At 52.4% G+C, this 14,796-nt stretch carries 12 protein-coding genes; 7 read left to right on the top strand and 5 right to left on the bottom strand.

Going from position 1 to position 14,796, the window contains the following annotated elements; all coding sequences use genetic code 11:
- The first annotated feature begins 25 nt into the window (after window positions 1–25).
- The 3 genes from H8K29_RS02365 (at window position 26) to H8K29_RS02375 (ending at window position 1,940) form a co-directional block, all read left to right on the top strand.
- Window positions 26–481, top strand: coding sequence for an Lrp/AsnC family transcriptional regulator (locus tag H8K29_RS02365; protein ID WP_186896254.1), 456 nt, complete (start codon window positions 26–28; stop codon window positions 479–481).
- A 1-nt stretch (window position 482) separates the two neighbouring features.
- On the top strand, window positions 483–1,286 hold the full coding sequence (locus H8K29_RS02370) for a transporter (protein WP_186896255.1): 804 nt from the start codon (window positions 483–485) through the stop codon (window positions 1,284–1,286).
- Window positions 1,287–1,418: 132 nt separating this feature from the next.
- Window positions 1,419–1,940: a TlpA disulfide reductase family protein gene (locus tag H8K29_RS02375; RefSeq protein ID WP_186896256.1), complete on the top strand. Its 522-nt coding sequence runs from the start codon at window positions 1,419–1,421 to the stop codon at window positions 1,938–1,940.
- A 19-nt stretch (window positions 1,941–1,959) separates the two neighbouring features.
- Here the strand turns inward: H8K29_RS02375 and H8K29_RS02380 are convergent, their stop codons facing one another.
- The gene (locus tag H8K29_RS02380) at window positions 1,960–4,530 is read right to left on the bottom strand and encodes a cation-translocating P-type ATPase (RefSeq protein ID WP_255423224.1); all 2,571 of its coding nucleotides are present in this window, start codon (window positions 4,528–4,530) and stop codon (window positions 1,960–1,962) included.
- Window positions 4,531–4,817: 287 nt separating this feature from the next.
- Here H8K29_RS02380 and H8K29_RS02385 point away from each other — a divergent pair, with 287 nt between their 5' ends.
- From H8K29_RS02385 to H8K29_RS02395, 3 genes are all read left to right on the top strand, one after another.
- Window positions 4,818–5,225, top strand: a complete 408-nt coding sequence (locus tag H8K29_RS02385; RefSeq protein WP_186896258.1) for a BlaI/MecI/CopY family transcriptional regulator — start codon at window positions 4,818–4,820, stop codon at window positions 5,223–5,225.
- Window positions 5,222–7,087 (top strand): M56 family metallopeptidase, encoded by a 1,866-nt coding sequence (locus H8K29_RS02390; protein WP_186896259.1) that lies wholly within the window; start codon window positions 5,222–5,224, stop codon window positions 7,085–7,087. The genes H8K29_RS02385 and H8K29_RS02390 overlap by 4 nt, the downstream gene beginning before the upstream one ends.
- A 118-nt stretch (window positions 7,088–7,205) precedes the next feature.
- On the top strand, window positions 7,206–9,407 hold the full coding sequence (locus H8K29_RS02395; RefSeq protein WP_186896260.1) for a TonB-dependent siderophore receptor: 2,202 nt from the start codon (window positions 7,206–7,208) through the stop codon (window positions 9,405–9,407).
- Window positions 9,408–9,441: 34 nt separating this feature from the next.
- On the opposite strand, the gene H8K29_RS02400 is transcribed toward H8K29_RS02395, so the two are convergent.
- From H8K29_RS02400 to H8K29_RS02410, 3 genes are all read right to left on the bottom strand, one after another.
- A complete protein-coding gene (locus tag H8K29_RS02400; RefSeq protein ID WP_186896261.1) occupies window positions 9,442–10,563 on the bottom strand; it encodes a beta-ketoacyl-ACP synthase III in 1,122 nt (373 codons plus the stop codon).
- A gap of 333 nt (window positions 10,564–10,896) precedes the next feature.
- Complete coding sequence (gene fghA, locus H8K29_RS02405; protein WP_304941579.1) at window positions 10,897–11,784, bottom strand: S-formylglutathione hydrolase; 888 nt, start codon at window positions 11,782–11,784, stop codon at window positions 10,897–10,899.
- Window positions 11,784–12,890 carry an S-(hydroxymethyl)glutathione dehydrogenase/class III alcohol dehydrogenase gene (locus H8K29_RS02410; protein ID WP_186896262.1) on the bottom strand — a complete coding sequence of 369 codons (1,107 nt, stop codon included), beginning with the start codon at window positions 12,888–12,890 and terminating at the stop codon, window positions 11,784–11,786. The genes fghA and H8K29_RS02410 overlap by 1 nt, the downstream gene beginning before the upstream one ends.
- A 193-nt stretch (window positions 12,891–13,083) precedes the next feature.
- On the opposite strand from H8K29_RS02410, the gene H8K29_RS02415 reads away from it, so the two are divergent.
- Window positions 13,084–14,088 carry a GlxA family transcriptional regulator gene (locus H8K29_RS02415; RefSeq protein ID WP_186896263.1) on the top strand — a complete coding sequence of 335 codons (1,005 nt, stop codon included), beginning with the start codon at window positions 13,084–13,086 and terminating at the stop codon, window positions 14,086–14,088.
- Here H8K29_RS02415 and H8K29_RS02420 read toward each other — a convergent pair whose 3' ends face one another.
- On the bottom strand, window positions 14,089–14,721 hold the full coding sequence (locus H8K29_RS02420) for a YitT family protein (RefSeq protein ID WP_186896264.1): 633 nt from the start codon (window positions 14,719–14,721) through the stop codon (window positions 14,089–14,091).
- Window positions 14,722–14,796: the final 75 nt, after the last annotated feature.

The raw sequence follows: 14,796 nt of genomic DNA on the forward strand, positions 1-14,796 counted from the left end.
CAACGGAAAATTCTTTTGTCTCCTTATGAATCCAAAAATAGATAATTTTGATCAGAAAATCCTGAGTTTATTGCAACAGGATGCACGCATGTCGCATGCGGAAATTGGCCGTCAGGTGCATCTGAGTCAGCCCGCCGTATCCGAACGCATCAAGCGTCTGGAGGCGGCTGAAGTCATACGTGGTTACCGCGCAGACGTGAATCCTAAGGCGCTCGGTTATCAGATTACCGCAATGATACGTTTGTCGACGCAGCAGGGCAGACCTTACGCGCAGTACGTCGCATCTTGTCCAGAAATTATCGATTGTTATACGGTTACCGGCGAAGACGGTGCAGTGATGCGTGTGCTGGCAACTGATGTGGAGCATTTACAGCGCATTATCAATGAGCTCAATGCCTTCGGATCGACATCAACGGCGATCGTGCTGACGACGCATGTCGCCGGAAAGGCGATTACTGCACCTGTCCATGAAGGAGGCTGAGATGAAAAATAAGAGATTTTCCGGTACGAGAGCTGCGTGTATCAAACGTATCGGCGCAGGATTGTTGGCTGGTAGCGTAAGCCTTCTGGCTGGCGCCGCAGAGCAGGACGATGCGCCGATCACACCGTATCGGCCATCGGTATCGAACTCGGCACAATTGCCGTTTCCAGGTCAGCTCGAAGCCGAGTTCGGTGTTTTATCCGGTAAATCGGGAGACGCAAGGCGCGACAGTTTGCCCTCATTGTTGAAGCTGGCTTTTTCCGAGCAATGGGGCATCTTATTGGGCGGTGATCTGCGGGTGATGAATGATGATGGCGCGGGGACGCGTGTGCGTGGCATGGGTGACGTGAATCTGGTATTGAAGCGGGCGTTTGTGATCGACAGCGACACTGCTTTCGGATTGGAGCTAGGTGTGAAACTGCCAACCGCAAAACAAGCGATAGGTACAGAAAAACGCGATTACACCCTGAATGGTATTTACAGCAAAGACCTGGGCGACTGGCATCTGGACATAAATGCGAACGTGACGAAAATGGGATGGGCAGATGGCGGCGTATCGCGTTGGCAAACTGGTCTGTCTTCGGCTTTTTCATATAGTCTCAGCGAGGCTCTGGGCGTTACTGCTGAGTGGTCGGGAAATAAAAGTAAAGGCAGTCAGCCGCAAAATCAGATCTTGCTGGCGCTGACTTACAGCCCGAACAAACGTTTGACTTTTGATATAGGGTTGAGCAAAGGCATCAGCGTTATGGCCACTGATCGTGCTTTTTTTGCGGGCGTTGTTGTGCCAGTTGCCAGATTATTTTAGCTGCAGGAGTGTAGCCGTTTGATGAAGGTCAGACCGAGGGCAGTCAATCCGGCGTTACATGGATGACACGCTGCCGACATCACGCGTAAACCGTATAATGCCCGCTTATCTCTGAACTATTGAGGAAGTCCCATGTTGGCACCGTCTTCTCCACGCAAATTCGCTTTGTTTGCCGCTATCGCCGCAATCGCACTGGCTGTGCTTGGTTTTCTCTTTTACCAATCGGTCGCTGCCAAACCGGCGATGCCACAAGTGACGTTCACCAATCTGAAAGGCGACAAATTGACGACGCAGGATTTGCGCGGCAAAGTCGTTATGGTGAATTTCTGGGCGACTTCCTGTTCTACTTGCATCGCTGAGATGCCACGCATGATAGAGACCTATAACAAGTACAACAAGCAAGGTCTGGAATTTGTTGCGGTGGCAATGAGCTACGATCCGCCGAATTATGTGCTCAATTATGCTGAGACCCGGCAACTGCCATTTCACGTTGCACTGGATGTGCAGGGCAAGTTGGCGCAGGCTTTCGGCGATGTAAAGCTGACGCCGACCACCTATGTTATCGACAAGCAGGGCAATGTTTTAAAACGTTATGTCGGTGAGCCTTCATTCACTGAATTGCATGGTTTGTTGGAAAAAGCTTTAGCTGGTTGATGTTTATCTGAGGCACAGATCAGGATAAACGGCGCTGTCTGTATCGGTATGCTTTGGCTGCTGCAATCAGGCCGATACAAAACAGGGCCGCTGCGGCGCTGGTCAGCACTTCGGGTAAAGCCGGTTGTCCGAAGTGAAACAGTGCACTGATCGCCGGTATGCTCAGCGCAAGTAGCAAGATTGCTGAGGCCGTAGCGACCACCCACCACAATGCCGGATTTGGCAAACGCAGACTGTGGATGATGTCTGACGACACACTGCGATGAATAAAAATCAAACCGATATTTCCTATCACCATTGCCGTGAACGCCAGGGCGCGGGCTTCTCCGGTATTTGGATAATGCTGTAATGCATACCCATAGATACCAAGCACCGTCAGTAGTAACGCTGTGCCATGTAACAGGCCGGTGCGCAGTACTGCTGCATCAAAAATACTGGCGTTGACGGAACGCGGTGGTCTGCGCATGACATCGGGTTCTTCCGATTCCGCCTCGAACACCAGTGAACAGGTCGGGTCAATAATCAGTTGCAACACCATAATATGCACGGGCATCAGCACCAGCGGCCAGCCTGCGAGCACCGGAATCAGCGACATGCCGATCACCGGAATGTGCACGGCAATGATGAAACGAATGGTTTTGCGTAAATTATCGAAGATGCGCCGTCCTGAGCGTATGGTCGCCACGATCGCCGTAAAATCATCATCGAGCAATACCAGTGCAGCCGACTCACGCGCTACATCGGTGCCGCGCTTGCCCATGGCGATACCGATATGGGCGGCCTTTAATGCAGGCGCATCATTGACCCCATCACCGGTCATCGCGACGATCTCGCCATTCTTTTTCAGTACGTTGACCAGTCTTAGTTTTTGCTCTGGCGATACGCGGCAAAAGATACTCGTTGTCTTAATGCGTTGGCTGAGTTCGGCATCGTCAATCGCAGTTAATTCGGCGCCTGTCATGATGCCGGAGGATGTTGCAAAGCCACATTGTTGAGCGATGTTTTGCGCGGTGGCAGGATAGTCGCCGGTAATCATGATGACTCTGATACCGGCAGTCTGGCAATCCTGTATCGCCGCCGGTACGCCAACGCGGATCGGGTCGGCGAGCGCGATCAGGCCGATGAACTCAAACTCGAAATCATGTTGGATAGGCGGCAGTTTTTTATCTGTATTTTCAGTTGCAGACAGTGATACCGGGCTGAATTGCGCTTTGGCGACGCCAAGTACGCGTAAGCCTTGCTTCGCCAGCAGATCGACTTCCTTGTGTAACGCGTTTATTTGCTCAACGCTGAGATGACAAAGATCGGCAATCGCTTCGGGCGCGCCTTTGCTGGCGATCACAAAATGTGCCTGATCGGGCGATTGCCATACGCGTGACATCGCCAGTAATTCTTTTGAGAGCGGATATTCATCAACCAGCGTCCAGCTATCGTGCAGATGTTCGGTTTGCCCCAACATTGATTTTCCGAATTCCTGAATTGCCACTTCCATAGGATCAAACGGCGAGCGGTGACTGGCAAGAATCGCGTATTCCAGTACTTCGTGAAATTCTTCTTCCAGTACCTGCGGCTGCTTCGCATCGGGCGCGGTACAGCAATAGTGGCTGCCTTGCGCAAACAGGCGCGCAACGGCCATTTTGTTTTGTGTCAGCGTGCCGGTTTTATCGACGCACAGCACAGTTGTTTCACCGAGCATCTCAATCGCCGGTACGCGGCGGGTCAACACTCTTTGTCGGGCAATTCTCCAGGCACCGAGTCCCAGAAAAAGAGCCAGCACGACGGGTAATTCTTCCGGAATCAGCGCCATGGCAAATGTGATGCCAACCAGAATCCCGTTCAGCCAGTCGTGGCGACTGATACCATAGAAAATGGTCAGCAGCAGTGCGACAGCCAGACTGGCAAAGGCGATCATTTTGACGACCTTGTCCATCTCGGTCTGCACGCGGGTTGGCTCCTGTTGTACGCTGGCCAGAGCCTGTCCGATTTTCCCTATCGCTGTGCGGCTGCCGGTCGCCATCACGCGCGCAATGCCGTTGCCTTGTACCACCAGTGATCCGGAAAACACAAAAGGCATGTGTTCGCCGCCAGCTTGTCCCATCGTGAGCGGCGCCGGCTCTGCCACTGTTTTTCCGACAGCTAAAGATTCACCGGTCAGCAAAGATTCGTCCACGCTCATATTCATGCACGACAGCAATATGGCATCAGCAGTGACACGGTCGCCTTCAGATAAAACCAGCAAATCACCGCAAACGACGTCCCGGCTGGCGATGTTTTGCTGTCTGCCGTCGCGTATCACGATGGCTCGTGGGCTGGATAAGTCACGCAGTGCTTCGAGTGCACGTTCGGTTTTATGTTCCTGAAACAGACTGATGCTGACGATGATCAGGATAAAAAATACCAGTACGACAGCGCCGTGTGTATCGCCAAGAATCAGATAGACACCACCACAGGCAAACAGCAACAGCAGCATGGGCTCACTGACGACTTTCCATATCATGCTGGCGATGTTGCGCGGTCTGGCGGAGGGTAATTCATTGGTGCCCTCTGCCGTCAGCCGGGCGGCGGCTTCCGTAGCGCTAAGACCGGTCATTGCGTTCACTTCGGATACCATGTACTGAACCTTTTCACGTGAGCTGGCAGGTGAGGAGTATGCAAAACACACATGCTCATAGTAGCAAACAAACTCGCCAGATAAGCTTGTGCAAGAGCAAGTCCGGCGACTGATTTGCAATGGCTTGCAAGCGACTGTCGCATTATGAAGCGTCGCAATGGACTGAGATCCGGTGCTTATTAGCCGAAACCATTATAGAAAAAAATTTCTAGACAAAAATTTCTAGAACATTTATTCTGCATTCATTCCTGATTTCGAGGTTATTCATGAACTCCGTTCTTAAATCTGTATCGTCCACATCCGCCATCCCCAAGCCCACAGCCTCGGAGCTGAATTTGCTTAAGATACTGTGGCAGCGGGGCCCGATGAATGCCAAACAGGTACATGAGGCTGCCCATGCGGAACGTCCTGACCTCGCCTATGCGACGGTATTGCGCCATCTGCAAATCATGCATGGGAAGGGTATTTTGACCCGCGATGAAAGCCAGCGATCGCACGTATATGCACCGTCACAAGAACAAGACTCACTGCAAACTAATCTGCTCAAGGATCTGATACAGAAAGTCTTTGCCGGTTCTGGCAAGGCGCTGGTGCTGGCAGCCCTGCGTGGTCATGTCAGTGCAGCAGAACGCAAAGAGATAGAGCAAATTCTGCAGGAAGAAAAAAAATCATGATATCCGCAGACATCATGACGCGCAGCATGAGTGAGGTATTGGGCTGGCCTTTACTCAATTTCGTCTGGCAGGGCGCTTTGATCGCCAGCATCAGCGCTATTCTGTTTGCGCTATGCCGCAATGCCCGCCCGCATTTACGTTATCTGATTGCCTGTATCGCCATGTTGCTGTGCCTGTTATGGCCAGTGTTGAGCATTGTCCAACAATGGCAGGCACCTCAAACGCTCAGTCTGGAGGCGGCATTACAACTGGCAACAAACACGGCCATCGCTCTGGATCTGGTGTGGATAAAAGAAAGCGCTTTTGTTGCGGGAATCGGCGCCTGCCTGCCCTTTATCGTCAGTGTCTGGAGTCTCGGCGTCGCGATCATGATGCTACGCCTTGGGCTGGGTTTGCTATGGGTACACAAGCTGGGAGCGCAGCATGCGACGGGCACCTTAGCTGACGCGTCATCAACATGGCAGTGTCGCGCCAATCGACTGGCGCACAAATTTGGTATCCAACGTCAGGTAACGCTGCAATTTCGCCAGCAATTATTCAGCCCCATTACTTACGGTTGTTTCAAACCGGTGATACTCATGCCTGCGTCGCTGCTGAGCGGTATGTCTTACGACATGATAGAAGCCTTGCTGGCACACGAGCTTGGCCATATCAAACGCTGGGATTACGCCGTTAATTTATTACAAAATCTGGTCTTGTCGTTGCTGTTCTACCATCCTGCTGTCTGGTGGTTATCACGGCGCATCAATACAGAAAGAGAATTGATTGCCGATGACCTTGCAATCAGTGCCGTTGGTCACGCCCGCCCTTTGGCGTGTGCATTGCAAGCGCTGGATAAACTCGAGTCCGGTGTGCTTTACCGCCCCGGGCTTGCTGCGAATGGCGGTGACCTGCTGTCACGTATCAGACACCTGATACGCCCTGACGCACAACCATGGCACTGGAAAATGGCGAGCCCCGTATTGGGTATCGGAATGGCATTGCTGCTGTTGATGCAGATGCCGATGATGGCAACGGCGGATATGACTATGCCAGAACATCCTGCCGAGCCGACCGCAATCGATGGCAATGTCAGCAATGCCAATACTGCTAACAATGCCGTAGCACGCAAGACAGTATATGTCCGCACTCAGTCTGAACATGTGCTTGTGATGGACGAGCAAACCGGGCAGGTATTGATGGACAAAGATGCGGACGCGATTGTGCCTATTGCCTCTATCTCCAAACTGATGACGGCCATGCTGATTGTCGACGCCGGTTTAGATCGACAGGAAAAAATCACCATCACAAAAGACGATGCTGCAGTCTGGAATACCCGTCAGATTATGCTGAAGCCCGGTCAGGTACTGACACGGCAAAGCTTGCTGGAACTGGCGCTGACCGCCTCCAGCAATATCGCTGCCAAGGCGCTGGCCAGGACTTATCCCGGTGGCGAGCCCGCATTTATCGATGCCGCACAAAAGAAAATAAGTCAGCTCAAGCTACAGCAAACACAATTGGTCGAAGCGACCGGTATTTCAACCCAGAATCGCTCCAGTGCTAAAGACATTGCCAAACTGGTGATGGCTGCGGCCGCGTATCCTGAGTTAAGCCGCCTGAGCAGTCGTAGCGAAGGTGCTGTTTCCATCGACGGCACGCTGCAAAAATACCAGAGTAGCAATGCCCTGACGGCCAACCAGGATTGGAACATCAGTCTGTCCAAAACTGGCTATTCCAAAGCGGCTGGTCGCTGTCTCGCCATGCGTATGAATATCGGAGGCAAGCCTGTCGTCATGGTATTGCTGAATGCCAGAAACCTTGATGCGCGCGATGGTGATGTGATGAATATACGGGCTGCCATGCTACCGACCACAGCCAGCTAAGCAGGTTTTAGTCAGTCAGGTTCGCTGGCTGACACTATCTCCCCCCATGCCTTACATATTGCGCCCCGAGCGGTGCAAGGACAGGGCACGTCCACACACAACAATAGAAAGACACACCATGCAATTTACACGTGAAATTTTCAGCAGTCAGTTGCCGCGACTAAAGGTGCTGGCTGTGGCTGTCATCAGCCTGTTTGCCAGTCACGCCAGCTTCGCGCAAGCGACCAGCCAGCAAGTCGACATCACTGGCAAAACAACGGCAGTGCGCGAGCGCCAGGACGACATCGGCATGCGCAGCATTTACGGTCGTGACGAGATAGAAAAATACGGCGATACCAATCTTAGCGAAGTGCTGAAACGTTTGCCCGGCATCAGCATCAGCGAAGGCGCGGGAAAAGCGCCTGAAATACGTATGCGTGGCTTAGGCAATGGTTATACCCAGATACTGCTTAATGGTCAGGCGACACCAAGTGGCTTTTCCATCGATAACATTGCTCCCGATTTGATAGAAAAAATCGAAGTTATGCGCGTCGCCAGTGCTGATATGAGCACCCAGAGCATCGCAGGCATCATTAATATCGTCCTCAAGAAAAAGAGCAGCAATCAGGCGAGCGAATTTAAGGCCAATGCCAGCCTGCAAGCAAACAGGTTGTCTGGTAATGTGTCCTGGAGCCTTGGGGCGCAGGCTTCGGAAGAATGGGGTGATATTTCTTACGTCTTAGCTGGAAATGCCGAAAGCAATACCAATGATGTCAACATCAGCCTGGCAGAAAACGTCGCGGTTCTTCAGCCTGCAAATGGACAATGGCAAACACAAATCCGCAGGCAACTACAACAGTCGCAGCAAAACCGTAAAGATGGCTTGAATTTATCACCTCGCATCCAATGGAAAATCGATGCAGAAAACAGTCTGAACTGGCAAGGCAACATTAACGCCAGCAGACTGGAACAAGCAAAGCATGAGCAAGACGACAGTGATACGACAGACTTCCCGACGAACAATAGTATCTGGGCGGCGCATGTGCTGACATCGCGCAATGATCTCAGTTGGGAACGTCGTCTCGATGATAGCGCCAAACTCAACATTAACTTTGGATGGAACAGGCTGGAACGTGACGCAAAATTTAAGTTCTGGGGCAAAGATAATCAGGCGAATTTGCAGGAAATGCGCTACGTCAACGGTGCTGCGCTGGAAAATGAATATCGCCTGTCAGGTAAATATCTTGCGCCGTATTCGGCTGACCACGTTGTCAGTCTGGGCTGGGAAGTCAGCCACGCCTTGCGCAATGAAAATCGCCTTGAACGCGATGTGCAGGTAAGCGATAGCAGCGTGATCAGCGATGCGCATTTCTACCAGGCGCGCATCAATAAATTCGCTGCCTACATACAGGATGAATGGCGTATCAATAAAACCTGGTCGGCTTATATGGGCTTGCGTTGGGAGCGCATCGTCAGCAGCAGTAAAGAGTTGGTCGCAGCTGACGGGTTTGATTTCAATAATGTTGCGACCATGGCCAGTCCTATACTGCAAACCGTCTGGAAGCAGACAGAACAGACGCAGTGGCGGCTTGCAATGAACCGCAGCTTTAAATTACCCAGCGTTGCCAATCTGGTGCCGCGCCGTTTTCGCGTCGATAACAACAATACTCCGCTTAATGCAGACTTTCAGGGGAATCCACAACTGCGCCCTGAACGCGCGTGGGGTCTTGAGCTGGCGTATGAACATTATTTTGGTAGCACCAGCCTGATCAGTGCGAATCTGTACCGGCGTCAGATTGACGACATTATCATGGAGCAGCTTAGCCAGAGCGGCGGCAGCTGGCTGAATGTGTTGAGCAATCATGGCCGCGCCAGCGTGATGGGTCTGGAAATCGAAGTGAAAACAAAGTTAGCAGAATTATCCAGTCGTTTCCCCGACATGGAATTGCGCGCAACGCTCAACCGCAACTGGTCAAGGCTGGACAATGTTCCTGGTCCGGATAATCGCTTATCGCAACAAGTGCCTTTGCTGATCAGCACAGGGGCAGATTATCAACTGGCACCTCGTTTGCGTATCGGTGGGGACTATCATTTTCAGGCCAGCAATACTACGCGTGAATCAGAATATATGCGGGTTCATCGCAGCCCAAAACGTCATCTTGATCTCTACCTGGCCTGGAAGCAAAACCCTCAGAGCCAGCTACGAATGTCTGTCAGCAATGTGCTGCAACAAGACAGCGTCGATAGTGACACTTACACCACGCCGACCGCACGCTGGAGCGACAATAGTCGTCAGCAATCAGCGCGCACATGGCGTCTGGCGTGGGAGCTTAAGTTGTGACCTTGTCTGACAGAGCCCGGAAGCCAGAGATTGATCAGAGTTTCTTCACCAGCACACAGCCAATGGAATAGCCAGCACCAAACGAGCAGATTACGCCCACGCTACCGGCGGTCAGATCGTCCTGATATTTGTGGAACGCGATAATCGAACCGGCAGAGGATGTATTGGCGTAAGTGTCGAGTATCGTCGGTGATTCTTCAGGCGTTGCGTCGCGGCCCAGTATCATGCGGGAAATCAGCAAGTTCATATTCAAATTTGCCTGATGCAGCCAGAAGCGTTTGACGTCTTGCAAAGGGACACCAGTTGATTCGATAGTGGAAGTGATCGTCGCTGCCGCCATCGGACACACATCTTTGAATACTTTGCGACCTTGCTGACGGAACAATTTGTCTGGTTTGCCGATGCCAGATTCGTCGGCACGGTTCAGGAAACCGAAATTGTTACGGATGTTATTGGAGAACTGAGTTTTCAGTTTCAGGCCAAGGATTTCAAACTGGTGTTTTGATGTTGCCAGATCAGCGCGCTCCAACAAAATAGCAGTACAGCCGTCACCAAAAATAAAGTGGCTGTCGCGGTCACGCCAGTTCAAATGACCACTGGTGATTTCCGGGCTGACGACCAGCACCGCACGGGCTTGTCCGCTTTGGATCGCACTGACCGCGGCCTGAATACCAAACGTCGCAGAAGAACAGGCGACGTTCATGTCAAAGCCGTAACCGTCAATACCGAGTGCATTCTGAATTTCGACGGCCATCGCCGGATACGCACGTTGCATATTAGATGCAGCGCAGATGACAGCATCAACGTCTGCCGCTGTGCGACCAGCACGCTCCAGCGCCTGATGGCAAGCGGCCATCGCAATTTCACACATCACTGAAGGCTCGTCATCGCTGCGCTCAGGAATGCGCGGCACCATGCGGTTCACATCCAGAATGCCATCTTTGTTGATGACGTAGCGTGATTTGATGCCAGATGCTTTTTCTATGAAGGCGACGGAAGATTCTTCGAGTGCGGTGACTTCACCGGCGGCGATAGCGGCGGCGTTTTCCTGATTGAATTTCTGTACGTAGGCGTTAAAACAGACGATCAGTTCTTCGTTGGAGATGGATTCGGAAGGTGTGTAAAGGCCGGTGCCGCTGATGACTACTTTGTTCATCGTTTTCTTTCTTATGCTGGGTGCCGTGTTTCCGCTACGGAATATTGTGCCGGGCGCATGGTGTGCGCTACACCGGTGACGATAATCGGAATATGAGGGATAGCGGCGCCCTAATGTTGGTCATGTGAATGCGTTGTAAGCGCGACGTTGTCGCCCAATTTTACACAAAACTCCGTCAAATTTATCCGATTAGCGATAGAAATAGAGTTTTTATGCTAGCCAGTAGGGTAAAAAATGAATCAAAAACAAGCATTTAACGTTGGTGGGAGGGGGCAGTCAACACTGATGACAGGATGAAGTACTGCGTACACGGTGCTTCATCCTCTCGCAAAATCAGGTGGTCAACTGATTTTTATGGTGCAGTAAATGGTCTTCGATAAAGCTGCTGATGAAGTAGTACCCGTGATCATAGTCTGCATGCCGACGCAAAGTCAGTGGTTGCCCTGCTTTTTCGCAGGCGGTTGCGAATAAATGCGGGTGTAACTGACTGGCCAGAAACTGATCTGCCTCGCCCTGGTCGATCAGTATGCCTTGTGGAAAAGGTGCCTGCGTCTGTTGTGCCATCAGCAGGCTGGCGTCATGCTTTGCCCAGCCGGCATTGTCATTTCCAAGATAGCCACGAAACGCTTTCTGTCCCCATGCACATTCGGTCGGCGCGGCGATCGGTGCAAAAGCTGACAGACTTTTGTAAATGCCGGGGTGGCGCAAGGCCAGCGTCAGTGCGCCATGCCCCCCCATGGAATGCCCCATGATGCCGAGACGTTCTTGGTCGATGGGTAAGAACTGGCTCAGCAGCGCACGCAGTTCATGGACGATGTAGCTTTCCATACGGTAGTGCACACTCCACGGTGCTTCGACGGCATCCAGATAAAAGCCCGCACCGACGCCGAAATCCCAGGCATCGCTGTCACCGGGAATATTCGCACCACGCGGACTGGTATCCGGCGTGATCAGAATCAGCCCTTCACGCGCCGCGACGCGTTGCGCCCCGGCTTTGATCATGAAGGTTTCTTCGGTGCAGGTCAGACCTGCCAGAAAAAAAATCGCCGGACATGCTGCGCCTGTCAGTGCCTGCGGCGGCAGAAAAACGGAGAAGCGCATCGGCAGCCCGATTTCTTTGGATGCATGGCGATAAAACTGCTGCAGCCCGCCAAAACACGCGTGTTGGCTCAGCAGTTCCACACCTTCAGGCAGCGCCTTCATCGTAACGTTTGCCATCATCAGTACAGCACAACAGAACGGATAGATTCGCCGCTCTTCATCAGATCAAAACCTTCATTGATCCGTTCCAGCGGCAGACGATGGGTAATCAGATCGTCGATATTCAGTTTGCCTTCCATATACCAGTCAACGATCTTCGGCACGTCGGTACGACCACGCGCACCGCCGAAGGCAGTGCCTTTCCATTCACGTCCAGTCACCAGTTGGAAAGGACGGGTGCTGATTTCTGCACCGGCTTCCGCCACGCCGATGATGAAGGATTGTCCCCAGCCTTTGTGGCAGCATTCAAGCGCCTGGCGCATGACCTTGGTATTGCCTATGCATTCAAACGAATAATCTACACCGCCATCCGTCAGTTGTGTGATGTGATCCACCACGTTGTCAACTTCATTCGGATTCACAAAGTGCGTCATGCCGAATTTGCGTGCCATTTCCTGACGTTTAGGATTGATATCGACACCGATGATTTTGTCTGCACCAACCATTTTGGCTGCCTGAATCACGTTCAGACCAATGCCGCCCAGACCGAAAACGGCAACATTCGCACCGGCTTCCACTTTGGCGCTGAATACAACAGCACCGACTCCGGTGGTCACGCCGCAGCCGATGTAGCAGATTTTGTCGAAAGGCGCGTCTTCGCGGACTTTGGCGACGGCAATTTCCGGCACGACGATGTAGTTAGAGAACGTCGAGGTGCCCATGTAGTGGAACAGCGGTTTGCCATCCAGAGAAAAACGCGATGTGGCATCTGGCATCAGACCGCGACCCTGAGTCGAGCGTATCGCCTGACAAAGATTAGTTTTGCGTGACAGGCAGAATTTGCATTGACGACATTCTGGCGTGTACAACGGAATCACATGATCACCTTTGCGAACGGAGGTGACACCCGGGCCGGTATCAACAATGATGCCGGCACCTTCATGGCCCAGAATCGCCGGAAACAGACCTTCAGGATCAGCGCCGGACAGTGTGTAGTAATCGGTGTGGCAGATACCGGTGGCTTTGACTTCAATCAGCACTTCACCTGCGCGTGGTCCTTGCAGGTCAACTTCTTCTATCGTCAATGGTGCTCCGGCTTTCCAGGCAATGGCGGCTTTGGTTTTCATGTTAATCCTTTAACGAGGGAACGCCGGGAATGGCGCTCTTCAGATGATGTGATGCCGCAGATTGTCGCGGATAGCACGTGCGCTTGCATCGCTTATCGCGTAGTGTGGCGAAAAACGTCTGAAGAATGGCTGAAAATGACGGGCGTCCTGATCGCGTTTATCATGTCGTTGTTAATTTAGCCGGATGTGTTTGATGAAATCAGAAAAGCACCACTTGCCAAGAACCGTAGATATTGTGATTTATCCCGGATTTAAATCCCTGGAAGCCATTGGTCCTATGTCCGTTTTTGAATATGCGAATATTCATTTGCAGCGCCAGGGCAAGCCCGCGGCATATGACGTAAAAATCGCCGCAACGCAGATCGGTATGGTGCGCTCCGATACGCTGATGTGTCTGGAGGCGACCAAGGCGCTGAGTACACTGGCGTTACCCGACGATGCGATTATCGTCGGCTCCCGTCACATCAATGCCGCATTGGCCGACAACCCAGAAATCATCGATTGGGTGTCGGCGGTCGCACCGAAAATTAACCGGCTGGCGGCCTTGTGTTCCGGCGCATTTTTTCTGGCGCAGGCGGGGCTGCTGGATCGCAAACATGCGACGACGCACTGGAGCGTTGCCGCGCAATTGCAGCAGGATTTTCCAGCGGTTCAGGTGGATGCCGATGCGATTTTTATCCGTAGCGGCAATCTCTGGACCTCAGCGGGCGTGACCGCCGGTATTGATCTGGCGCTCGCATTTGTTGAGGCCGATTGCGGTCATGCGCTCGCGCTGGAAGTGGCGAGCGACATGGTCGTGTATCTGAAGCGACCGGGTGGGCAATCCCAGTTCAGTACGCATTTATTGAGTCAGAAAACAGCGCAATCGAATATCCGCGATGTGCAGCAGTGGATTATGGCGAATCTGCATCAACGCTTACCAGTGGCCCAATTGGCTAAGATGGCCGGGATGAGTCTGCGTAATTTCAGTCGCCTGTTTCATCAGGAAGTCGGTGTCAGTACCCTGGAATTCATCGAAGCGGCGCGTGTCGAATTTGCCTGTCAGTTATTGGCAGACAATGCGGAAAAAAATGCGCCCGTCAAAGCCATTGCAGCGCGTTGCGGCTTTTCCAGCGACGATCATTTGCGTCGCGTATTTCAAAAACGTTTGTGTTGTTCGCCGACAGATTATCGCGCCCGACTGCGTGGGACGAAGTGATCACATCGCCATATAACGACCCGGGCGGTGATTCAGACTGATAGCCAGATTCAGAGCAAAAGCACCGAGTATCGAGGCCGCCAGAGCGAGCGGTGTGACGACAGCAAGTGACGCCAACACGATGACAAAGTCCAGCCCCATTTGTATTTTTCCGGCACGGATACCGCGCGTCTGTTGCAGGTACAGCGCCAGAATATTAATTCCGCCAAGGCTGGCCTGATGACGGAACAGGACGATAAATCCAACGCCCATCAGTAAGCCACCGATCAGCGCGACATAAAATGGCGTCAGCATATTCACATCGACCAGATGTACCAGTTTCGGATGCAGCCCAGAGAATAAAGAGACAAGGGCGACTGAGCAAAAAGTCTTGAGTGTAAAACGCCATCCCATACGTTTGAGAGCCAGCCAGTAAAACGGCAAATTCACCAGAAAAAAGACAGTGCCAAACGACAGACCCGTGCGGTAATGAATCAGGAATGCAAGCCCAGCTGTGCCGCCGGTCAGTAAACCGGCCTGATTGAAGAGCGCAATCCCTAGCGAGACAAATAGCGTGCCGGTCAGAATCGCCAGCACGTCTTCCAGCAAACTGTGCGGAATAAAGCGTTTAGATGGTGTGGGCTGCGTTGACATGATGGGAAGCGTCGGAACCGGAACGGACGCTTATTGTACCTGCTGATCCGGTTCTCGCAGCAGTATCATGAAGGC

Origin of the sequence: Undibacterium sp. CY21W (assembly GCF_014284265.1) — a bacterium.
Lineage (GTDB): Bacteria > Pseudomonadota > Gammaproteobacteria > Burkholderiales > Burkholderiaceae_D > Undibacterium > Undibacterium aquatile.

What these genes read in the sequence shown, in the direction of transcription:
- fghA (WP_304941579.1), bottom strand. Translation starts at nt 11,784, where the DNA reads ATGATGGCAAACGTTACGATGAAGGCGCTGCCTGAAGGTGTGGAACTG.
- H8K29_RS02410 (WP_186896262.1), bottom strand. Translation starts at nt 12,890, where the DNA reads ATGAAAACCAAAGCCGCCATTGCCTGGAAAGCCGGAGCACCATTGACG.
- H8K29_RS02390 (WP_186896259.1), top strand. Translation starts at nt 5,222, where the DNA reads ATGATATCCGCAGACATCATGACGCGCAGCATGAGTGAGGTATTGGGC.
- H8K29_RS02385 (WP_186896258.1), top strand. Translation starts at nt 4,818, where the DNA reads ATGAACTCCGTTCTTAAATCTGTATCGTCCACATCCGCCATCCCCAAG.
- H8K29_RS02370 (WP_186896255.1), top strand. Translation starts at nt 483, where the DNA reads ATGAAAAATAAGAGATTTTCCGGTACGAGAGCTGCGTGTATCAAACGT.
- H8K29_RS02415 (WP_186896263.1), top strand. Translation starts at nt 13,084, where the DNA reads ATGAAATCAGAAAAGCACCACTTGCCAAGAACCGTAGATATTGTGATT.
- H8K29_RS02395 (WP_186896260.1), top strand. Translation starts at nt 7,206, where the DNA reads ATGCAATTTACACGTGAAATTTTCAGCAGTCAGTTGCCGCGACTAAAG.
- H8K29_RS02380 (WP_255423224.1), bottom strand. Translation starts at nt 4,530, where the DNA reads ATGACCGGTCTTAGCGCTACGGAAGCCGCCGCCCGGCTGACGGCAGAG.
- H8K29_RS02420 (WP_186896264.1), bottom strand. Translation starts at nt 14,721, where the DNA reads ATGTCAACGCAGCCCACACCATCTAAACGCTTTATTCCGCACAGTTTG.
- H8K29_RS02375 (WP_186896256.1), top strand. Translation starts at nt 1,419, where the DNA reads ATGTTGGCACCGTCTTCTCCACGCAAATTCGCTTTGTTTGCCGCTATC.
- H8K29_RS02365 (WP_186896254.1), top strand. Translation starts at nt 26, where the DNA reads ATGAATCCAAAAATAGATAATTTTGATCAGAAAATCCTGAGTTTATTG.
- H8K29_RS02400 (WP_186896261.1), bottom strand. Translation starts at nt 10,563, where the DNA reads ATGAACAAAGTAGTCATCAGCGGCACCGGCCTTTACACACCTTCCGAA.